22 protein-coding genes are annotated in these 21,740 nt (G+C 43.9%); 7 read left to right on the forward strand and 15 right to left on the reverse strand.

The window, feature by feature from the left end:
• Positions 1–204: 204 nt before the first annotated feature.
• Positions 205–771 (reverse strand): peptidylprolyl isomerase A, encoded by a 567-nt coding sequence (gene ppiA, locus Xentx_RS09715; RefSeq protein WP_074020048.1) that lies wholly within the window; start codon positions 769–771, stop codon positions 205–207.
• 292 nt (positions 772–1,063) lie between these two features.
• Here ppiA and yihA point away from each other — a divergent pair, with 292 nt between their 5' ends.
• Positions 1,064–1,687: a ribosome biogenesis GTP-binding protein YihA/YsxC gene (yihA, locus tag Xentx_RS09720; RefSeq protein ID WP_074020049.1), complete on the forward strand. Its 624-nt coding sequence runs from the start codon at positions 1,064–1,066 to the stop codon at positions 1,685–1,687.
• A gap of 86 nt (positions 1,688–1,773) precedes the next feature.
• Here the strand turns inward: yihA and spfP are convergent, their stop codons facing one another.
• From spfP to Xentx_RS09740, 5 genes are all read right to left on the reverse strand, one after another.
• Positions 1,774–1,821, reverse strand: a complete 48-nt coding sequence (gene spfP, locus Xentx_RS20290; RefSeq protein ID WP_438361642.1) for a small protein SpfP — start codon at positions 1,819–1,821, stop codon at positions 1,774–1,776.
• A 329-nt stretch (positions 1,822–2,150) separates the two neighbouring features.
• A complete protein-coding gene (gene polA, locus Xentx_RS09725; RefSeq protein WP_074020122.1) occupies positions 2,151–4,943 on the reverse strand; it encodes a DNA polymerase I in 2,793 nt (930 codons plus the stop codon).
• 410 nt (positions 4,944–5,353) lie between these two features.
• Positions 5,354–5,977 carry a thiol:disulfide interchange protein DsbA gene (gene dsbA / locus Xentx_RS09730; protein WP_074020050.1) on the reverse strand — a complete coding sequence of 208 codons (624 nt, stop codon included), beginning with the start codon at positions 5,975–5,977 and terminating at the stop codon, positions 5,354–5,356.
• A 17-nt stretch (positions 5,978–5,994) separates the two neighbouring features.
• Positions 5,995–6,984, reverse strand: a complete 990-nt coding sequence (locus Xentx_RS09735) for a serine/threonine protein kinase (RefSeq protein WP_074020051.1) — start codon at positions 6,982–6,984, stop codon at positions 5,995–5,997.
• Positions 6,985–7,002: 18 nt separating this feature from the next.
• Entirely contained in the window at positions 7,003–7,272 is a 270-nt protein-coding gene (locus Xentx_RS09740; protein ID WP_074020052.1) for a YihD family protein, read from the reverse strand.
• Positions 7,273–7,461: 189 nt separating this feature from the next.
• Between Xentx_RS09740 and mobA the strand changes: the two genes are divergently transcribed.
• Together mobA and mobB are read left to right on the forward strand one after the other, a co-directional pair.
• Positions 7,462–8,064 carry a molybdenum cofactor guanylyltransferase MobA gene (gene mobA, locus Xentx_RS09745; RefSeq protein ID WP_074020053.1) on the forward strand — a complete coding sequence of 201 codons (603 nt, stop codon included), beginning with the start codon at positions 7,462–7,464 and terminating at the stop codon, positions 8,062–8,064.
• Positions 8,061–8,585 (forward strand): molybdopterin-guanine dinucleotide biosynthesis protein MobB, encoded by a 525-nt coding sequence (gene mobB, locus Xentx_RS09750; RefSeq protein ID WP_074020054.1) that lies wholly within the window; start codon positions 8,061–8,063, stop codon positions 8,583–8,585. Before mobA ends, mobB begins: the two co-directional genes overlap by 4 nt.
• Before the next feature lie 129 nt (positions 8,586–8,714).
• Here mobB and lsrG read toward each other — a convergent pair whose 3' ends face one another.
• The 6 genes from lsrG to lsrA are packed head-to-tail and all read right to left on the reverse strand — an operon-like array spanning position 8,715 to position 14,597.
• A complete protein-coding gene (gene lsrG, locus Xentx_RS09755) occupies positions 8,715–9,014 on the reverse strand; it encodes a (4S)-4-hydroxy-5-phosphonooxypentane-2,3-dione isomerase (protein WP_074020055.1) in 300 nt (99 codons plus the stop codon).
• 4 nt (positions 9,015–9,018) lie between these two features.
• On the reverse strand, positions 9,019–9,900 hold the full coding sequence (lsrF, locus tag Xentx_RS09760; RefSeq protein ID WP_074020056.1) for a 3-hydroxy-5-phosphonooxypentane-2,4-dione thiolase: 882 nt from the start codon (positions 9,898–9,900) through the stop codon (positions 9,019–9,021).
• 46 nt (positions 9,901–9,946) lie between these two features.
• Entirely contained in the window at positions 9,947–10,966 is a 1,020-nt protein-coding gene (gene lsrB / locus Xentx_RS09765; protein WP_074020057.1) for an autoinducer 2 ABC transporter substrate-binding protein LsrB, read from the reverse strand.
• A gap of 40 nt (positions 10,967–11,006) precedes the next feature.
• Positions 11,007–12,029 (reverse strand): autoinducer 2 ABC transporter permease LsrD, encoded by a 1,023-nt coding sequence (gene lsrD / locus Xentx_RS09770; protein WP_415843332.1) that lies wholly within the window; start codon positions 12,027–12,029, stop codon positions 11,007–11,009.
• A 5-nt stretch (positions 12,030–12,034) separates the two neighbouring features.
• Positions 12,035–13,048 carry an autoinducer 2 ABC transporter permease LsrC gene (gene lsrC, locus Xentx_RS09775; RefSeq protein WP_074020123.1) on the reverse strand — a complete coding sequence of 338 codons (1,014 nt, stop codon included), beginning with the start codon at positions 13,046–13,048 and terminating at the stop codon, positions 12,035–12,037.
• Positions 13,026–14,597: an autoinducer 2 ABC transporter ATP-binding protein LsrA gene (gene lsrA / locus Xentx_RS09780; RefSeq protein WP_083600932.1), complete on the reverse strand. Its 1,572-nt coding sequence runs from the start codon at positions 14,595–14,597 to the stop codon at positions 13,026–13,028. The genes lsrC and lsrA overlap by 23 nt, the downstream gene beginning before the upstream one ends.
• A 238-nt stretch (positions 14,598–14,835) precedes the next feature.
• On the opposite strand from lsrA, the gene lsrR reads away from it, so the two are divergent.
• Both lsrR and lsrK read left to right on the forward strand, forming a co-directional pair.
• Positions 14,836–15,846 carry a transcriptional regulator LsrR gene (gene lsrR / locus Xentx_RS09785; RefSeq protein ID WP_074020059.1) on the forward strand — a complete coding sequence of 337 codons (1,011 nt, stop codon included), beginning with the start codon at positions 14,836–14,838 and terminating at the stop codon, positions 15,844–15,846.
• Positions 15,847–15,917: 71 nt separating this feature from the next.
• Entirely contained in the window at positions 15,918–17,510 is a 1,593-nt protein-coding gene (gene lsrK, locus Xentx_RS09790; RefSeq protein WP_074020060.1) for an autoinducer-2 kinase, read from the forward strand.
• Positions 17,511–17,552: 42 nt separating this feature from the next.
• Here the strand turns inward: lsrK and Xentx_RS09795 are convergent, their stop codons facing one another.
• A complete protein-coding gene (locus Xentx_RS09795) occupies positions 17,553–17,939 on the reverse strand; it encodes an acyl-CoA thioesterase (RefSeq protein ID WP_074020061.1) in 387 nt (128 codons plus the stop codon).
• Between the two features lie 399 nt (positions 17,940–18,338).
• Between Xentx_RS09795 and Xentx_RS18815 the strand changes: the two genes are divergently transcribed.
• Positions 18,339–18,542, forward strand: coding sequence for a hypothetical protein (locus tag Xentx_RS18815; protein ID WP_139292472.1), 204 nt, complete (start codon positions 18,339–18,341; stop codon positions 18,540–18,542).
• Between the two features lie 210 nt (positions 18,543–18,752).
• Here the strand turns inward: Xentx_RS18815 and gorA are convergent, their stop codons facing one another.
• Both gorA and Xentx_RS09805 read right to left on the reverse strand, forming a co-directional pair.
• Positions 18,753–20,105, reverse strand: coding sequence for a glutathione-disulfide reductase (gene gorA, locus Xentx_RS09800; RefSeq protein ID WP_074020062.1), 1,353 nt, complete (start codon positions 20,103–20,105; stop codon positions 18,753–18,755).
• 206 nt (positions 20,106–20,311) lie between these two features.
• Positions 20,312–21,154 (reverse strand): 23S rRNA (adenine(2030)-N(6))-methyltransferase RlmJ, encoded by an 843-nt coding sequence (locus tag Xentx_RS09805; RefSeq protein WP_074020063.1) that lies wholly within the window; start codon positions 21,152–21,154, stop codon positions 20,312–20,314.
• Positions 21,155–21,362: 208 nt separating this feature from the next.
• Between Xentx_RS09805 and Xentx_RS09810 the strand changes: the two genes are divergently transcribed.
• Positions 21,363–21,674, forward strand: coding sequence for a DUF1090 family protein (locus tag Xentx_RS09810; protein ID WP_083600933.1), 312 nt, complete (start codon positions 21,363–21,365; stop codon positions 21,672–21,674).
• Positions 21,675–21,740 lie beyond the last annotated feature (66 nt).

Here is a 21,740-nt window from a genome sequence, read left to right on the forward strand (position 1 = left end):
TGTATAATAGTAAAATCAGGTAAATCAGTATCAACAGCAATAGGGGACTCATCATACCACAGAAGCACTTTTAAAATAGTGGTACGGCGACCGCATTACCATCATACAACAAAGTAGAAAGGGCGGAGAGAGGGAGAATACAAACGGTACTTAAACAACCATAAACGATTATCCAAATACCGTACTATATCTGTGTTCGGGCTGTTAAGGCTCAATCTTGGCAGACAAGATCACAATTGGTTTTGCCGGTACATTTTGATAAGGGCCAACATTTTCTGTTTTGACCTGAGAAATTTTATCAACCACATCCATACCTTTGACAACTTTGCCAAAGACCGCATAACCGAAGTCACGCTGCCCGTGGTCAAGGAAAGCATTATCGGTCACGTTGATAAAAAACTGGCTGGTAGCGCTGTCCTTATCTGCGGTACGTGCCATAGCAATAGTACCACGAAGGTTACGCAGGCCGTTATCTGCTTCATTTTTGATTGGCGCTTTGGTGGCCTTCTGCTTCATATCTTTCGTAAAGCCACCACCCTGAATCATAAAACCTGGGATAACACGATGAAAGATGGTGTTGTTATAAAATCCCTCATTGACATACTCAACGAAATTCTTGGTAGTAATTGGTGCCTTATCGCTATCTAACTCAAGTTCGATTTCTCCAGCTGATGTTACCAGCTTCACGTGAGTTTCAGCGGCTAATGCTGGGACAGTTATCGCACTGATAGCACAGGCAGTCATAAGCGACACAAAAATACGTTTAAACATTGATGATTCCTTTATTTTTGAGGTCAACAATAAAACTCATAACAACAAAACTTCTTAAGTGTAATTCCCAATGGAGCTAAGTTCCAAAGATTTACCTACATTTACGAGTATCTCAACTGCTCAAGGTGAGTTATACACGCTATTTGCCGACTACCTGCACCGTTCATTGTCGGAAGAAATGTCGATATAAATGACGGTAAAATGTCGGTATCAAGTTACGCCTGTCCACAAGCGGCTGCTCTCGGTATAATCACCGTGCTATTTTTGTGTATTCCTCAGGGAGATAACCATTTTGACCATCAAAAACTACAACTATCATATGACCCACTTTATCACGAGTGCACCTGACATTCGCCACCTGCCTCAAGATGTGGGCATTGAGGTCGCGTTTGCCGGCAGGTCAAATGCGGGTAAATCTAGCGCCCTGAATGCACTAACCCGCCAAAAGAGCCTTGCGCGTACCAGTAAAACCCCTGGCCGTACCCAGTTGATTAACCTGTTCGAAGTTGAAGAAGGTGTTCGTCTGGTAGACTTGCCGGGCTATGGTTACGCTGAAGTCCCAGAAGAGATGAAACGTAAATGGCAGAAAGCCCTGGGGGAGTATCTCCAAAAGCGTGAATGCCTGTTAGGGCTGGTGGTTTTGATGGATATCCGCCATCCGTTGAAAGATCTGGATATGCAAATGATCGAATGGGCGGTCGTGATGCAAGTTCCCGTCATGGTATTACTCACTAAAGCCGATAAACTGGCTTCCGGTGCCCGTAAAAGCCAACTGGCGAAAGTTCGTCAGGAGTTAGCCTCTCTGAATGGTGATATTCAGGTCGAATACTTCTCCGCCCTGAAAAAAATCGGCACCGATAAACTAGAGCAAAAACTCAACCTTTGGTTCAATCAGCCTGCTATTGAGGCGGAGTAACATCCGCCTCCTGCCTTGACTGCATTTCCATTAATCGGACATAAAAAAACGCCCCAGTCAAAAAATATGACTGGGGCAGCTAATATTCAGCTAAATCCGATTACGTGAAGTAAAAGGTCTGAAAGATAGAACATCTTACCTCTGTACCCTACGCCGATAACTTTAACCTATTCTTTTCATCAAAAAAAGACTTTTTTGTAATTAATTTTCACTAATTACCTCGATTCAGCAGTTAACATTTAAGCAAATTAGGTTAATATGTCGTCATTTATGTAGTTTAATTACATATTTCTGAGATCTAGATCTAATCTAAAACCTAACTGAAATTCTTGTCATACGCCTCTTCGCAACATAATTGAGACAATTTCAGTTTATTAAATAAGCAGTATTTCCATAAAAATCATTCAATAAAAAAAGAACCGCATTTCTGCGGCTCTTTTTAGTTTTTAAGATAGAAAAGACATCAGTGTGCCTGATCCCAATTATCACCAATCCCAATATCCACTTTTAACGGCACATCAAGCTGCATACTTTGTTCCATCAGCTCTCTGATTTTCTGCCCCGCTGTCTCCAGCTCTGACTCATGCACTTCAAATACCAGCTCATCGTGAACCTGCATGATCATACGTACATTTGGTTGCCCACTGACAATCCAGTTATCTACCGCAATCATTGCCAATTTGATGATATCCGCTGCCGTCCCCTGCATAGGTGCATTGATGGCTTCACGCTCTGACGCCTTACGGCGCATAGCATTACGCGATTTGATATCCGGCAGGTACAACCGACGGCCTTCCAGAGTTTCGACAAATCCATGCTCAGCCGCCTGCGCCCGTGTACGTTCCATATAAGCCAACACTCCCGGATAACGTTCAAAATAGAGATCCATATAGCGCTGTGCTTCACCACGTGGAATACCTAATTGGCGAGATAACCCAAACGAACTCATACCGTAAATTAAACCAAAGTTAATCGCCTTAGCACTACGACGCTGCTCGCTGGTCACTTGTTCCAATGGTACGCCAAACACTTCCGCAGCAGTCGCACGGTGGATATCCTTACCTTGGGCAAATGATTCCAACAAGCCTTTGTCCTGTGATAAGTGCGCCATAATACGCAATTCAATCTGTGAATAGTCCGCAGCCATAATGCGGTAACCTTCCGGCGCAACAAATGCCTGACGGATACGGCGCCCTTCGTCATTGCGAACAGGAATATTTTGCAAGTTTGGATCACGGGAAGAGAGTCGCCCCGTTGCAGTTACTGCCTGATGATAAGAGGTATGAACACGATTTGTCAGTGGGTGCACCATCTGAGGCAGTTTATCAGTGTAAGTGGTTTTCAGTTTTGCCAGACCACGATGTTCCAAAATCACCCTTGCCAATTCATGGTGCTCTGCCAACTCTTCCAGTACTTCTTCATTGGTTGATGGTGCACCATTTGGCGTCTTCTTCAATACAGGCAAATTCATTTTTTCAAATAAGATAACTTGGAGCTGTTTTGGTGACGCCAGATTGAACTCTTCCCCTACCAGCTCATACGCAGATTTTTCCAACTCACCCAAACGCGCAGTGATTTCCCTTGAATGTTCTGCCAACGTTTGGGCATTGATCAACACCCCTGTTCTTTCCATACGGGACAGCACCGGCACCAGCGGCATTTCGATGTTATGGAAAACTTTTTGCAGGGTTGGGGCGCACTCTAACTGAGGATACATAGCCTGGTGCAGCCTTAAAGTCACATCCGCATCTTCTGCCGCATATTTTGCGGCTTCCTCCAACGGAATTTGATTAAAAGTTAGTTGCTTTTTGCCCTTGCCCGCAATTTCTTCAAATGTGGTGGTTTTATAGGCCAGATGACGATCAGCAAGGCTATCCATATCATGTCGCCCTGCCACGCTGTTCAAAACATACGATTCCAGCATGGTATCAAAAACAATACCATTCAAGGCAATGCCATAACGCGCCAAAACACCACGATCAAATTTCAGGTTTTGACCAATCTTAGGCAGATTGGCATCTTCCAATAGTGGTTTTAATACTGCGAGAACTTCATGCAGATCCAATTGCGGTGGCGCGTCCAGATAATCGTGTCCCAATGGCAGATAAGCGGCTTCAACTTCTGATTCCTCCACTGCAATGGCAAAAGACATCCCCACCAGATTAGCTGTTAGGGTATCAAGACTGTCGGTTTCAGTATCAAAAGAGCATGCCGGAGCTTGTTTCAGCTTTTCAATCCACTCATCAAGGGATTGGCGCTCAAGGATAGTTTGATAATTTTCCGATGAAATTTTAGCAGCGGCTGGAACAGCAGCCACTGATTCGGGCTTAACGCTGGCTGCAACAGGTTTCTTCCCATTGCCTTCCAGCCAACTGCCATTTTGTACGTCACTAATCCACCGCTTAAATTCAAAATGACTGAACAGCGTCAGTAATTCATCCGTATCTGGTGGCATAATGGAAAGATCTAAACAACTCTTATCCAACTCAACATCGGTTTTGATTGTCGCCAATTGGTAGGAAAGATAAGCCACCTCTTTATTCTGTTCCATTTTACCACTCAATGTCTTGGCACCACGGAAACCAAGTGTGGCAATGTCATCAAGCCGAGCATAGATCTCATTCAATCCGCCAATACCCTGCAATAGCCCCAGAGCAGTTTTCTCCCCCACTCCTGGCACTCCCGGAATATTATCGGAAGAATCCCCCATTAGGGCGAGAAAATCGATAATCAGTTCAGGAGGAATACCATATTTTTCCTCAACCTCTTCCGGCCCCAAAATAGTGTTGGTCATGGTGTTAATCAGTGTGATATTTGGCGTCACCAATTGCGCCATATCTTTGTCACCAGTGCTGATTAGCACCGGACGACCCTCTTTTTCAGCCTGCAAGGCTAATGTGCCGATAACATCATCAGCTTCAACCCCTGGCACAACCAGAATTGGCAGTCCCATTGCCTTGACCATTTTGTGCAACGGCTCAATCTGCAAACGCAAATCATCCGGCATTGGCGGCCGATGGGATTTATATTCAGCAAATAATTCATCACGGAACGTTTTACCTTTGGCATCGAACACGACCGCCACATGACTAGGTCTATACTGCATGATTAAACTTCGCAACATGTTCAGCACGCCATACATGGCGCCCGTCGGCTCTCCCGAACTGTTTGTCAGTGGAGGAAACGCATGGTATGCACGATAAAGGTATGAAGAACCATCAACCAAAATCAGGGGATTGTCTGCTATCTGTGCCATAAAATTTTCTTCGTCGTTCTGAGGAATGAATAAAGAATAGAATGCCATACTGTGTCGTTCTAGACGAATTTTGCGGGAATTTTCTCGTACTAACTTGCATTTTATGGCAAATATTCTGATAAGCACTCTGTGGATAACTTTGTGCACAAAAAAATGGCATATAAAACAGATTTATGTTTATTCCCACAAAAAGTGGATAACAGGAGATAAAAAATCAATGAATTACGCAGAATATTAAATAAATATTACAACCGCTTTAAAATCACTGACTTGTGGATATTACCGGAGTTTATGTTATGAAAGGTGTTTTTTGGCAAGTATTGTGCCAACTCTCTCATGGCCGACACAATACCTAAATTATTTTATATTAATACTAGCGTTTTTGTTTCGTTACGCCACCATCTTACGACTTATTTTTTGTTCACCAGATAGTTCACTGCTTGAGAGAATTTCTGGGCATAGTCCAGCGCAGAACGGGTATCAATTCCACCATTGTTAATCAAATACTTGCCATTAACAAAGATTGCCGGAACACCACGCAAATTGAAATCCTGGGCTGCCTGACGCTCTTTAGCGGCTACTGATTGCACGATAAAGCTGTTCAGAGCTGCGTCATACTCTTCACCAGAGACTCCCGCTTTGATGAAAGCATTGCGGATATCTTCCTTACTATTGATGGTCTGGCTTTTCTGAATGCCATCAAACAAAATAGGCGTGACTTTATCTTCGATCTTCATGACAATGGCGACTGCCCAGGCATCGGTCAATGCTTTACCCAAAGGTCCCAGAAAATCCACATGATAACGTTCATGGCTCACACCTGCCGGCAGGTTTTTCTCAACAGTGGCAGGAACATGATAAATATTTTCAAACTGATAGCAGTGAGGACAATAAAAAGAGAAAAATTCCACCACTTGAGGCTGATTCGCAACCGGATCTCTTAATTCGGTATACTGTTTACCTTCAGAAAAACCGGAAGCGGATGCATTAAATGCCATGAACGCTCCCACCAGCGCTAGCCAAAATTTCTTCATAATGGTCTCCAAAAAAATTAATACATCGGGTTGAGCTGTAAAGGTGGCTCCTGTAACAGCCGGATTTGTTCAGAAAAAAGACTTACTTGCTTATGCCAAAAATCACTATCAGCCATCCACGGAAACGCTTTTGGAAAAGCCGGATCTTGCCAACGACGAGCAACCCAGGCTAAATAATAGACCATTCGCATCGCACGCAGAGGCTCTATTAATGCCAATGTCTTGGGATCAAATGCCATAAACTGATCATACGACTCAAGCAAGATATCCAATTGGATCAATCTTTCTTGCCGTGAGCCATTGAGCAACATCCACAAATCCTGAATAGCGGGACCATTGCGGGCATCATCAAGATCCACAAACCACGCTTCATCACGCCACAAGATATTACCAGCATGGCAATCACCATGCAGCCGCAATACTTGCCAGTTATCATGCCATTGGCTTGCCACCGCCTGATTTAATTCATCTAGTGCAGCCAGAAAACCCTGTTTATGCCTGGAGGGAATTAGTTCACATTCAGCCAAATATTGATATGGCTGATATAAATATTCATTCAGGTTAAGGGTGGGACGAGCAGAAAATGTTTTTTTTGCCCCAATTTGATGCATTCTTCCCAGCAATCGCCCAACATCTTCCAATTGGTCAAAACTATCTGATTCGTACTGACGCCCTCCCACACTGGGAAAAATGGCAAAAAAGAAACCACCATAATTCAACACCGTCTGCCCATCAAACATCAACGGTGCTGCCACGGGCAAATCAGCCTGTTGCAATTCATGTGCAAAATCATGTTCCTCCTGAATTTGCTGCTGGCTCCAGCGCAGGGGGCGATAAAATTTCACAACATAGCGTTTGCGGTTTTCGTCCATGAACTGATACACCCGATTCTCATAGCTATTCAGTTCGGTTAGACCAGAATCAAGGTACAGGCTAGATTGCCCCAATGCATCCATGATTAAATCTGGCGTAATATTTTGGAAATTAAAAGCCTTCGGTTCCGTCACAACACAGTTCTCTCTTCATTAATCTTTAATAATGCCCCGAGCACGCAACAACGCCGTCTTAAAATCTTCTTCATAATCTTTTTTCAACCCAGGGATTTCTGCATGGCTATCCGTACCGCACATTTTCAGATGATAAATCAGAATATCATCCGTTAATTCAGACAACTGCCCTGTGAATCCCGCTTCGTCAGCCAGTTTTTGCAACAGCTCCACCAGATTTAAATCCGGCTCATTCTTCCATACTGGATGTAAAAGTTCGATAACTTCATTGAGGCGGTGATACTTCATTTTTAGTTCCTTATAAATCACGATACAAATTAGCAGGGTTAATGGCTCAGAGAAAGCATTGGTCTGTCAATCAGCGTAAAGTTATACTGCCACCTCAAGCAGCATGGTTAGATATTGATTCACAATGGTTATAAAGAAAAGGTATACCAAACATTAAATATTTCATTGCCCAATATCAGGTGATTTAACATGACGCATCCAAAAATCAGTGGCGCAATTCTGGCGGGAGGATTATCCACCCGCATGGGGGGAAACGATAAAGGATTACTGAAATTTAACAATGCCCCACTATACCAACACATTGCCACCAGATTGCAGCCACAGGTTCATGAACTGTTGATTAATGCCAATCGCAATCTGGAAATTTATCATCAGAGTGGCTATCCCATCATACCGGATATCATTGCCGATTTTTCCGGACCATTGGCAGGTATGTTGGCGGTTTTAAAAAGCGCCATCCACGAATGGGTGGTATTTGTCCCTTGCGATGTCCCCAATTTCCCTGAAAACCTGGTCGCAAAACTGTGGCACTACAAACAAAACGCTTGGGCTGCTTATGCACATGATTGCGTGCGGGCACATCCTACCTTGGTATTAATGAACCGCAGTCTAATCCCTCGTTTGGAAAGCTATCTCGCTTTGGGAGACAGAAAACTCATGTTCTTTATGCAGATGATTAAGGCAAAGGCGGTCTATTTTCCCAATCCCAACGCTTTCACTAACTTAAATACACCTGAAGAATGCCATAACTGGAAACACCGTCATTGGGAATGCCTTCAGGAGCCAGCATGAACCACAGCAGCAACAATACAACACTGCCTATTCTGGGTATCACCGCTTATAGTGGAACCGGAAAAACAACACTATTAAAGCAAGTCATTCCACTGTTACGCCAGCAATATATCCGCGTTGGACTAATTAAACATACTCATCACAATATGGATGTCGATAATCCAGGCAAAGACAGCTATGAACTCCGCAAAGCAGGTGCTGCACAAACGTTAGTCGCCAGCCAACAGCGCTGGGCTTTAATGACTGAAACCCCAGAGTTACCAGAACCGGATCTTTACTATCTTGCCAGCCGATTTGATGCAAATTCGCTGGATCTGATTTTGGTTGAAGGGTTCAAACAAGAACCAATCCCCAAAATAGCACTTTATCGAGATGGCCTGAATCATACCGTTGATAAGATCCTCGATCCCTATGTAATAGCAATTGCCAGCGATATTGCGCTGGCAACACCACTTCCACAACTTAATATCAATCAGCCAGAACAAGTAGCAGCATTTATTACCAAGTGGTTATATCAATAATCATGGTGACGCCAATTACCCTCCGTTATCATTATTACATTGACAAACAGAGGGTTAAACCAGTCTTATCTTCCATTTGGTGACATGCGAAAATATTTGCTGTCACTCGGCCTGATGTCCCCTTTTGCCTTACTTCCCTTCCGGCATCAAACCAACAAACGTCGTTTTTTGGCGAGGCTCGGTCATCAATGCTTCTAGTTTTTCGACACAGCGCAAGTAATGGGGTGTTTTCTTATGCGCCGCAACAGCCTCTTCATCAGCATAGGCTTCATAGATATAAAAGCGGGTTGGGATATTTTCATCACGTAATACATCGAACCGTAAATTGCCTGGCTCTTTAACAGAACCGAGGTGATTATCCCGAAATACTTCGATAAATTCGTCTATCTTGTCAGCCTTAACATTAATTTCCACTAATGTGACATGCATATTATTACCCCTTGGCTTTTTCACTCAGGAAAAGCTCATAAGCCTGAGCAGGTTTCTCATTATGATGCACTACAGCCTGCACAGCTTTCAGCATCGCAACAGGAGCTTCCGACTGGAAGATATTGCGTCCCATATCCACACCAGATGCCCCCTGATCAATCGCCTGATAGCACATATTCAACGCATCCAGTTCCGGTAATTTCTTACCACCTGCAATCACAATCGGCACTGGGCAGCCCGCCACCACTCGCTCAAAACCGTTATCGACATAGTAGGTTTTGATAATGTTCGCTCCTATTTCGGCTGCAATGCGAGTCGCCAGCGAGAAATAACGTTGGTCACGCGCCATATCCTTACCGACGCCCGTCACCGCCATTGTTGGCATGCCATAACGTGTTCCCTGATCCACCAGCTTGATAATGTTCTTGATGGATTGATGTTCGTGCTCTGAACCGATATAAACCTGTGCCGCAACCGCACAGACGTTGAGACGAAGTGCATCTTCCATCGCTACCGCAACAACTTCATTGGAGAGTTCAGTCAGAATCGAGTTGGCTCCAGACGCACGCAGAACTACAGGTTTATTAGTTGCAGGCGGAACCTGACTGCGCAGGATACCGCGGGTACACATCAACACGTCGGTGTGTTCAAACAGCGGAGCGATATTGATATCAATACGTTCTAAACCTGTGGTTGGACCTTGAAAATAACCGTGATCAAATGCCAACATCACCGTTTTACGAGTGGTGGGGTTGAAAATACGTGACAAACGGGACTGCATACCCCAATCCAGCGCACCACAGCCTTTCAGTTCAAACAGCGTGTTCTGTTGCGGTGTATTAATGCCAAAATCTTTACCATCTTTGATATCATCTAAATCTGCCATTTCTCCCTCCAGAAAGGTGTCAGGGGCTGCATACCAGCCCCATGAATTAGAAATCGTACTGATTGATATTGTCCTTGGTGAAAATTACCCGCTCCGGCATAACAACAATGCCGTTGCCTTCCGCCTCATAACGGTATCCCTGTACACTATTGGGTGAGATTTCAACGCTGCCAATACCAGGAATATTCAACTTATCTCCCACATTTAGCTCGCCTTTTTGCAATATCTCATTGGTAACATGAATGGCTATCTTGCCCTGCTTGACCACATCCCACAAAGCGAACTGTTTGACCGTACCATTTTCAACATAAGGACGCATGACATTCGGGGTACTGAACCCAACAATCGCGACGTCTTGACGCTTCAGGTTTTCTGCTGCCTGAGCCGCCGCAGGCAAGGCATTGGCATCTGGAGCGATAATCACATCCAAGTCCTCCCACGCTTTCAGAATGCCTTCCGCCGTCTGCAAAGATTTGGGGGCATCGTTATAGCCAAATCGGGTGGTGACAATTTCCCAATTCGGGTGTTCCTCTGCAATTTTCGCCTTAGCTTCTTTAACCCATTGATTCTGATCCGTCACTGTCGGACTGGAATAGAAAAATGCTACTTTCGCTTTTTCTTTTTTCATCTGATTTGCAGCCATATCCACCAAAATCTCCCCCAACTGCTTTGGCGTTCCTTGATCGATATAGATAGAACGGCATTCTGGCGCAGTATCAGAATCCCACGTCAATACCTTGACACCACGCTTCATGGCGCGTTTCAAAGCCGGGCACAATCCATCTGGTGACACAGCTGAAACCACAATCGCATCATAGCCTTGGTTAACAAAGTTATTAATAAGCTGAACCTGCCCCGCAACGCTCGGCTCTGTCGGGCCATCGTAAGTGACTTCAATACCCAGCTTCTTGCCTGCTTCCACTGCACCCTGCCCACCACTGGTAAAGAACCCAACACCGACCAATTTAGGTATAAATGCAATTTTCTCTGCCGCCTGAACCCAGGAAACACATCCCAGGCTTAATGCAGCAGCCAAAGCCAGTTTTTTCATTGTTGGTGCTTTCATACCTATCTATCTCCATTTATTTTTATTTCAAGATCGTCTTTTATGTTTCAGAAATATGTTGTTGTGAAACAGAAGCCCTTCGACGTTGCCACCAGTCACAGATTTGATGACGATGCAATGAAGCGGATCGTCCTATCACAGCTACAATCAGCAAGGCACCAGACAATGCACTGGATATCTGGTTAGGAATTCCCACCATCTGCAATCCTTGCTGCAAATAACCCACCAGCAAAACAGCCAGTGCCGTACCCATAATCGAGCCAGCACCACCATAAATATTTGCTCCTCCTAGCACTACAGCAGTAATGGCTGGCATCAGGAAAGAACTTCCCAAATCGGAACGCGCCGAACCAAAATAGGAGACCAAAATAATCGCCGCTACTGCCGAAGCCAGTCCTGTTAAAGCGTATAACAAGCACAAAGTTTGATTTACAGGGATAGCACCATACCGGGCAACACGGTTGTTCTGCCCAATAAGAAAAATATTACGGCCACAGTGGGTGCGATGCATAAATAACCAGCATACCAACACAAAAAGTATAAAGATGATCAAAGGAACAGGTAGGTCGAGCAGTGTCAGGTTGGCAAAATCTGTAAATGTATCAGGAAAACCGCCAATGCCTTCATATCCCGTTGTACCGGATAGTCCCGACAGCAGTAAGGCACTACCACCAAACAGATACATCGTGCCGAGCGTAATTACCAACGGATTCACACCAGTATAAAAAATCAGGGCAGCATTAATCAGGCCACACAGCCCTCCGATAAGTAAAGTTAAAGGAATTGCTACAATCATCGGTAAACCAGCCTGATACATGACGCCCAATGCAATAGCACACAAGCCGATAATCGAACCAAAAGAGATATCAATACCACCGCTGACAATCACCATCGTTAACGGCAACGCGATAATACCGATGCAGATAAAATCGCTGGTACTGAACAATAGTACGTTAATATCCAGCATCCTTGGATTAACTATGCCAAATAGTAAAATTTCCGTAACCAGCAACACCAAAAGCAACGTTTCCCAACCATAACGTTGCCCATAGCGTTGTATCATATTCATTATGGCCTCCCGTTTCTTGTAGTGTTTTTATTTATTGGTTCAAGGAAACGGGTGTAACGTTGCTGGCGTAAATTCTTACCAACGGCACTGCGTAAACGCCCATCCAGCACTAACACCACTAACAGGACAAGGCCAGCAATAAAATCATTCCACCATGCCGATAACTTGAGTAATACCAGCACACTATCAATTTGCGTTAGAAAATATGCTCCTAAGATCGCCCCAATGACAGTACCAACTCCCCCCAGCAAACTTATACCACCTAATACACAGGCAGCGATGGCTTTCATCTCCAGCCCATTCCCCGTTTGATTCGGAATAAAGCCAATTTGTGCTACAAACACAATACCTGCCAATGCTGCCATCACACCATTTACAGTAAATGCAGTGATACGAATACCATTGACGGGAGCACCAAGCTGATGGGCACCTTGCAGATTATCACCCGTGGCATAAAACCCACAGCCAAACTCAGTCTTCTTTAACATCCATGCCATAAACAGAATTAATAACATCAACAACCAGCCGATTGGTGAAATACCAAATAGCATTGGTCTGGAGAGATCTTTAACTCCAGCAGGCAAACCTTCGATCCATTTACCACCAGTTAACAACAGCATTAGTCCACGGTATAAGCCGAGTGTGCCCAACGTGGCAACAATAGCCGGAATTTTCAACCATGCTACCAACACACCGTTAATCAACCCTGCCATCATTCCAATCAGCAACGTAATTAAACAGGCAACCGCCAACGGAAGCCCTGTATTAAGCAACATTCCCAACACTACAGCACATAATCCGGTAGTTGAACCAACAGACACATCAATATTGCGAGTCAACATTACCAACGTGGCACCCATTGCTAATAAAATAAGGATTTGGGCATTACCGAAGATCATAGTGACAGTTTGGAGACTAAAAGCATGGCGATCGAGGCTCCCTAACAAAGCAAACAATCCCAAAATGGCGATCAATGCTGTAACTTCTCGGTTATTCTGGATGAATTTCAATATGACGTTCCCCAAAAGAAAGGCGCATAATCTCGTCCACATTCATGTGGTCTCTATCAAGCTGCCCACAAAGTTCACCGTGATGCATGACCAGTATGCGATCAGATAACTGAACAATTTCATCAAGATCAGAAGAAATCAGGAGAATCGCCACCTGCTGGCTGGCGATGTTATGAATAAGTTGATAGATATCATTACGTGCCCCGACATCAACACCACGCGTTGGTTCATCAATGATCAGCACCGTAGGATTGGCTTCCAAACATTTAGCAATTAAAATCTTTTGTTGATTACCGCCAGACAGAGTACGTGCAAACTGATTTACATTGTGGAATCGAATATTTAGTGCTTGGCGATATCGTTCCAATACTCCGACATCGTGGGCGGAACGCGTCCAGAAAGTACTTCGGCTGTGCGTCAGCGAACAAACATTCCAACTCAAAAAAGCGTCAAGAAACAATCCAGAAGCCTGCCGATCTTCAGGCAGATAAACCAACCCACGCCGCAATCGCTCTGCTGTATCTAGTTTATTGATTATTTGCTGTCGGAAACGAATTTCACCACCCGCAATCGGGCGCAATCCATATATCGTCTCCGCCAGTTCCGTACGACCTGCTCCCACAACACCAGACAAACCAACAATTTCCCCCGCTCTTAGTGTCAGGGAAATATCACGGAATCCCTCTCCACACAGAGAAGTCACCTCCAAGATGGGGATTTTTGGTATGTTATCTGATACATTACCGCTAGCATTCAAGCTCAATTTTTGATTATCAACCAACGCAATTGATTTTACCGCAGGTGTAATCGCCTGAATTATTGCTTCCGTTGTAAAGCGCTCAATTTCGCCGCTAAGAGCGATCCCTCCATCTCGTATCACACTGACATAATCCGCAATCTGACGAATTTCAGGCAATTTGTGGGAAATGAAAATAACCCCCACCTGTTGTTGCTGTAATTCCCATATTCGTGCAAACAAACGCTCGGTTTCTGCGGGTGTCAACGAGGCAGTCGGCTCATCCAAAATCAAAATACGAGAATTACGCATCAGGCCACGTATAATCTCCACCAACTGCTGATTTGCTACATTCAAACCACCTGCTGGCTCCTTTAAGTCAATTTGGCAATCAAGCTGAATCAGTAATTCATGCATTCGACTTTTACTAGCTTGATGTTTTGGCAAACGAAACAGAATATTTTCCTGGACGGAAAGATTGGGAAATAACAAAGGTTCTTGTGGAACCAAATAAATGCCCAGTTGATGCGCTTTCGCAGGAGTTAGATAGCTGACGGTTGCACCATCAACAATCAAGGTTCCGACATCTGGTTGTTCAATACCAGCAATGATTTTCACCAAAGTTGATTTACCAGCACCATTTCCACCTAATAATGCATGAACCTGCCCTGGCATCAGAGAGAAATCAATCTGCTTCAACACCATTAAGCCAGAAAACTGCTTACTGATCCCACGAGCAACCAAAAGCGGAGTACTGTTAGTAGGGTTCAGACAAGACAGATCATTGGTATTAGTGGCAGTATTGCTCTGTGACATTACGTACCTCATGGCATTTTGGGTTTGCGTTTCTGACACCGATACGAAATTGAACATTTATTTATTTTAAATACATTTGCTCAAGACTCTAATGCAAAACTTAAGATTTTTTCAATAATTAGATCACATTTTGTGAAAAAATTAGATCTACATTAAAATATGTTCAAATTTTACAATAATCTTCTAGTACATTAGAGATATTTATGCTTATTCTTTCCTCGTGGATAAAGAAGTTATTATGTCGACCAAATTAAGTAAGAAACAATCAGTATCAGAGAAAAGCGTATTATCCGAGGAAATTGACTATTCAAGCTACAACTATCCAGGAAACAGCATGAGTGAAGAAGAGCTGATGGCTCGCATTGCCTGGTTTTACTATCACGATGGTCTGACGCAAGGAGACATCGGTGAATTACTCGGCCTCAGTCGCCTGAAGGTCTCCCGTCTGTTAGAGAAAGGGCGACAGTCTGGCGTGATTCGCGTTCAGATCAATTCACGCTATGAAGGGTGTTTGGAGTTGGAAAATGCTTTACAAAAACGCTTTAATCTCAAACAAGTTCGCGTATTACCTGCCCTTGATGGCATGAATCTCAATGCCCGTCTCGGTATCGGAGCCGCTCACCTATTAATGGCGCTGATTGAACCTCACCAGCTATTGGCTATTGGATTTGGTGAAGCGCCCATGTACACTTTGCAGTATCTGAGCGGTTTTATCTCATCCCAGCAAATTCGGTTAGTGACCTTGTCAGGAGGTGTTGGTCCTTATATGACTGGCATCGGCCAGCTTGATGCTGCCTGTCCTGTCAGCATCATTCCTGCACCACTGCGAGCCTCCACCCAACAAGTCGCGGCAACATTCCGCGAAGAACGCAGTGTACGGGACGTGATTTTGGCAGCTTGTGCAGCCGATACCGCCATCGTCGGAATCGGCGCCATCAAACAGAAGCAAAACGCAACAATCATGCGTTCCGGCTATATCAGCGATGGTGAACAATTGATGTTTGGCCGCAAAGGTGCTATCGGAGACATTCTTGGCTATTTCTTCAATATGGAAGGTGAATTGGTTAGCGATATTGATATCCATCAGGAACTGATCGGTATCTCATTGCCAGAAATAAAAACCATCCCGAACGTGATTGGTGTGGCTGGTGGCATCGAAAAAGCAGACGCTATCGTTGCTGCACTGAAAGGAGGTTACATCAACTCACTGGTGACAGAAGAAAAGACCGCGAAAGCTATGCTGATTTGATCGACTAATAATCTCTATCCATCCCCTGTGCCATATCGAATAAGAAGATAATAACAGACGAGGATAGTATTATGAATCAATGCGCTCATGCTCACCCATCAAGGAAGTATTTGATGGCGCTTGATGCAGGAACTGGCAGTATCCGTGCAGTTATATTTGATCTCGAAGGGAATCAGGTTTCCGTTGGACAAGCTGAATGGATACACCATCCTGTGGCAAATGTTGCGGGTTCAATGGAATTTGATCTGAAAAATAACTGGCAACTAGCCTGCCAATGCATTCGGCAAGCACTGCAAAAGGCGGAACTGCCTGCCAATGCGATTCAAGGCGTTGCCGCCTGTTCAATGCGGGAAGGGATTGTCCTTTATAATCGCGACGGCGATCCTATCTGGGCGTGTGCCAATGTAGATGCCCGCTCCAGCCATGAAGTTAGCGAGCTGAAAGAGCTTTACAATAATACCTTTGAATATGACGTCTACCGCTATTCCGGCCAAACATTGGCATTAGGAGCAATGCCACGTCTGCTTTGGCTAGCACACCATCGTCCTGATATCTATCAACAAGCCAGTACCCTAACCATGATCAGTGATTGGCTGGCTTATATGCTAAGTGACGAACTGGCCGTTGATCCCTCTAACGCGGGCACAACAGGCATGCTGGATTTAACCAGCCGCGACTGGCGCCCAAGCTTGTTGGAAATGGCCGGTTTGCGCTCTGACATCCTCTCTCCCGTCAAAGAAACGGGAACCTTGCTCGGCTATATTACGGAAAAGGCAGCGGCAGAATGCGGCCTGAGCAGCGGCACCCCCGTGATTATGGGCGGCGGAGACGTTCAACTCGGCTGTCTTGGTATTGGTGTCGTTAAACCCGCCCAAACCGCAGTACTCGGCGGAACATTCTGGCAGCAAGTTGTCAATCTGCCTGAACCCATAACCGATCCAAATATGAATATTCGTATCAACCCGCACGTTATCCCCGGCATGGCACAAGCAGAATCTATTAGTTTCTTCACTGGTCTCACCATGCGCTGGTTCCGCGATGCTTTTTGCGCAGAAGAAAAATTGCTGGCAGAACGACTGGGCGTTGATGCCTATAATCTGCTGGAAGATATGGCGGCAAGGGTTCCTGCCGGTGCCTATGGTGTCATGCCGATTTTTTCCGATGTCATGCGCTTTAAATCTTGGTATCACGCTGCCCCATCTTTCCTCAATCTCTCGATTGATCCGGAAAAATGCAACAAAGCAACGCTATTCAGGGCACTGGAAGAAAACGCAGCTATCGTCTCAGCCTGCAACCTCGATATGGTCTCGGCTTTCTCTGGCGTTCAACCAGATTCACTGGTCTTCGCTGGCGGTGGCTCAAAAGGCAAACTCTGGAGCCAAATTCTGTCTGATGTTACCGGATTACCTGTTCGAGTGCCTGTAGTAAAAGAAGCAACGGCATTGGGTTGTGCAATAGCGGCAGGGGTCGGTGTTGGATTATATGATTCCATGCCCGCGACGGGAGAAAGATTAGTACGTTGGGAGAGGGAATACCAACCGAATTTAAACCACCGTGAAGTTTACCAGAAAGCGAAGAAGGATTGGCAGGCGGTGTATGCAGACCAACTGCATCTGGTGGATGATGGGCTGACGACTTCATTGTGGAAAGCGCCGGGATTGTGATTTTTTATTGGCCTCTTTAACAATTAGAGGCCAATCAAATAATCAATCAGCAATAGCACTCATGACAACTTCAGGGACTGTTGGACGCCCATTCACCAAACAGGTTGCCACGAACGTAGCGTCAGCATATACAATACCATCAACCAAAATTTGTTGTTCGAAATTAACCCGACTACGTTTTTCGTTCTTGGTGACCTTGCAAGTCACTTCCATTCTATTTCCTTTTTGCAGGCTTTTTCTAAAACGTAAACTATATTCAAGAATGATATGCATGCGCCCCGCCTTAAACTCTTCTTCCAAGTCTAAACCTAACTCTTCTTTCATAAAAGCATGTCGTGCCCATTCCAAATAGAACGGATAATAAAGCCCATCAACAATATCTTGAAAATCAAGGTGTTGTTCGTCAACCAAATACTCTTTAGAAAACATTATATATCCTTAATAGCCATACTCATATTATCAATTAGATCATAAATAAACCTGACACCATAGAATATGTTTTGCTTATTTTTTTATTAATAATGTTATTTACATCACTCTTTAAAACATTATCCAATACAACCGTATTTACATACCTGCTTTTATTTTTGTAATATCAAAATCAATTTTTATATTTTTTAGTCAATTTTGCAATAATTCGATAAAATCTTTGTCAAAGCAAAAATATAACTACAATAGCAGAGAAATAGAATAGATCGCCTCCTAACACAAAGTAACCGTAAGCTATAACACTTGATGCCGAAAAGGAAAATATAAATTATTCAGTGAAAATAAAATACCATCATCTTAGATTTTCTCTACTACAATTTATAACATTGTATCTTGAATGTGACTATTTTATCTGTCGCAGAAAACGATAAAAATGTTCATACACATCACCTGGTTAAGGCTAATAAAAAAGATGGCTCTATGATTGAATTTGAAGTTTTTTCCAGATTTTTGGTGAATAATAATAGAATAACAGGTTGTTATGAACTAACAAGAAAAATTATGGGAAATAAAGATGATAGTGACTTAGGATTTAGAAGTTAAGGACGGTTTATCTTTCAACCATATAATTTATTCAGTTTATATTGGTAGCTATACCTGTATTTAATGATATATAAAGGAATGATAAATATGCACTCACAAAAGAGGGAGAGATCGGTGAGATGCAAAAAATACTGGCTATATATGCAGTGTATATAGCCAGTATAGATTTGTTTTCCAGGATCAACTGATAAGAGGAGATTTTCTAATCTCTCATCTCATAGTCACAAACTCTTCCGCTGCCGTGGGATGAATGGCAACCGTATTATCAAAGTCCTTCTTCGTTGCCCCCATTTTCAGTGCAACAGCAAAACCTTGCAGTATTTCATCCATTCCAAAGCCGATACCGTGAATACCGACTATCTTCTCATTGGCTCCCACACAGACCAGCTTCATACGGCATGGCTGACGGTGCTGCGTCACTGCGGTGTACATTGCGGTAAATGATGATGTATAAACCTTAACCTGATCTTCACCATGCTGAGCCTTTGCCTGTGGTTCCGTCAAACCTACAGTACCAATTGGCGGATGGCTGAATACCACTGTTGGTATATTAGTGTAATCCAGATGTTCATCAGGTTTGTTATTAAACAGACGCTCTGACAAACGACGCCCTGCTGCTATCGCAACCGGCGTCAATTCCACCGCGCCCGTGTTATCACCAACTGCATAAATACCATTAATATTGGTATTCTGATAATTATCGACCTGAATATAGCCTTTTTCATTCAGTTCAACACCTGTTGCGGCCAAATTCAGCTTATCCGTCATCGGCTCACGCCCAATCGCCCAGATCAGCGTATCAACAACCTGCTCCCTGCCATCCTGCAATTTAACAGTCAGGCTGCCATCACTATTTTTCATCACAGACTGTAATATTGCTTCTGTATGCAGTATTGGCCCTTCATTTTTGATGACTTCCAACAGTGTTTCCACAATCATAGGGTCAAAAGAACGCAGAGGTGCATGTTTACGGACAAACAGATGTGTTTCGCTACCCAGTGCATTCAAAACACCCGCGATTTCAACAGCAATATAGCCAGCACCTACCACAGCAACACGTTTCGGCATTTCATTAAGCTCGAAGAAACCATCTGAATCAATACCATATTCCGCACCGGGAATATCTGGACGTACCGGGCGACCCCCTGTCGCGATCAGGATATGGTCGGCCGTGATTTTTTCGCCATTAACCTCAATAGTATGTGCATCAACAAAACGGGCGAATCCTTGAATAACATCAACCTTATTATTATTCAATACGCGTTCATATGATTGATGGATACGATCAATATAAGCAGTACGGCTGGCAGTGAGTTTTTTCCAGTCGAAATGATTAACGGTGGTATCAAAACCATAATCGGGACCATATTGATGAATAGATTCCGCAACTTGAGCAGCGTGCCACATCACTTTCTTTGGTACACAGCCCACATTAACACATGTTCCACCTAATGCCTTTGCTTCAATCAGGGCACATTTTTGCCCATGCATGGCTGCACGGTTAATGGAAGCAATGCCGCCACTGCCGCCACCAATTGCAATATAATTATAATGTTTACTCATCTTAGGTCACTTCCGTCTAATCAATTAAGTTACTGCTAAAGTTCAACCTAACGTCATTATTACAAAAAGTTATCATTGACAGTGGACGATTCTAACTCTTATTGCCATAGGCCACGGCTATCGAATGATATCGCGCCACAATTTATTTATGGGAAATCAATTAAATAAAAATACATTTAATAATGACGCCATGCTGAACCTTTACCTTATTCGGGGACAATCCACTCTACTGATGTATGTCCTGTGCCTTCAGGAACCAGTACCTGATGTAGCCACGGCAATACGACCTTCATCTGCTGTTCTAATTTCCACGGTGGATTAATAACGATCATGCCTGATGCCGTCATACCACGTTGATCACTGTCAGGGCGCATACCAAGTTCAATTTGTAAGATCTTACGAATACCTGTTGCTTCCAACCCCTTCACTAAGCGTTTAATCTGCTGACGCAAAACAACAGGATACCACAGTGCATAAGTACCTGTAGCAAAGCGCTTATACCCTTCCTGAATACCCAGAACGACATTCTGATAATCCGATTTCAATTCATAAGGCGGGTCAATCAGTACAAACCCACGACGGCTTTTTGGTGGCAGTTTTGATTTCAACTGCTGGAAACCATCTTCCCGCAGGACACGGGCGCGTCTGTCGCGGGAGAATTCCGTACGCAACAGAGGAAAATCGCTGGGATGCAATTCGCTCAGATTAAGCTCATCATGCTCCCGTAATAAGTGACGGGCAATCAGCGGAGAGCCTGGGTAATAACGTAAAGAGCCCTGTGGATTCAGCGCCTTCACAACATCCATATACGCAGCCAATTCTTCGGGGATATCATCACGCTGCCAAATACGGGCAATACCTTCCAGATACTCTCCCGTGCGCTCGGCATGTTCTCCACTCAAGTGATAGCGGCCTGCGCCAGAGTGGGTATCCAGATACAAGAAAGGTTTTTCTTTTACTTTAAACGACTCAATAATCAGGCTTTGTACTACGTGCTTTAACACATCAGCGTGGTTGCCGGCATGGAAGCTATGGCGATAACTTAACATTAGATTTAACCCCGAGAGCAAAATATTGATAACTTGCCTGATGCCCTACCAGACAACTAAAGAGGCATTATAGCCTCATTCTCAACAAAAAAGATAAAAGCCTCTTTTTGCTCTCTCTTCGTTGTGGATCCAAGGGAGTTTTCAGGATCAAATCGAGATCAGCGTATAAAATTTTGTATAAGTAATCTCAAAATTTTAGGAATAATTCATGATGTTGAAAACAGTGATCTTATCTGTATTGATCGTTTTCAGTATGAGTGCTGCCTATGCAAACCAAGGCAAAACGGGATGTGAAATAAAGAAAAAAACGTTAGAAAAACAGCTTCAATATGCTCAAGCAGATAAAGATGAGCGTCTGATAAAAGGATTAACTCGCACTTTGGAAAACATAAAGACTACATGTGTTCTGGAAGAATTTCTGCAAGAACAAAACAATAAGCCAGAAACGGTGAAAGAAAATGCGGAAAATAATACAACGGGAAATTTAGCTGATAATAACAATTCATCACTATTGAAATAGACATCAGAAAAAAATAAATAAAAAAATGCAGGCCACGTAAAAACACGGCCTGCAACCTAAAAGTCA

The sequence above is a fragment of the Xenorhabdus thuongxuanensis genome (assembly GCF_001908095.1).
GTDB classification, from domain to species: domain Bacteria; phylum Pseudomonadota; class Gammaproteobacteria; order Enterobacterales; family Enterobacteriaceae; genus Xenorhabdus; species Xenorhabdus thuongxuanensis.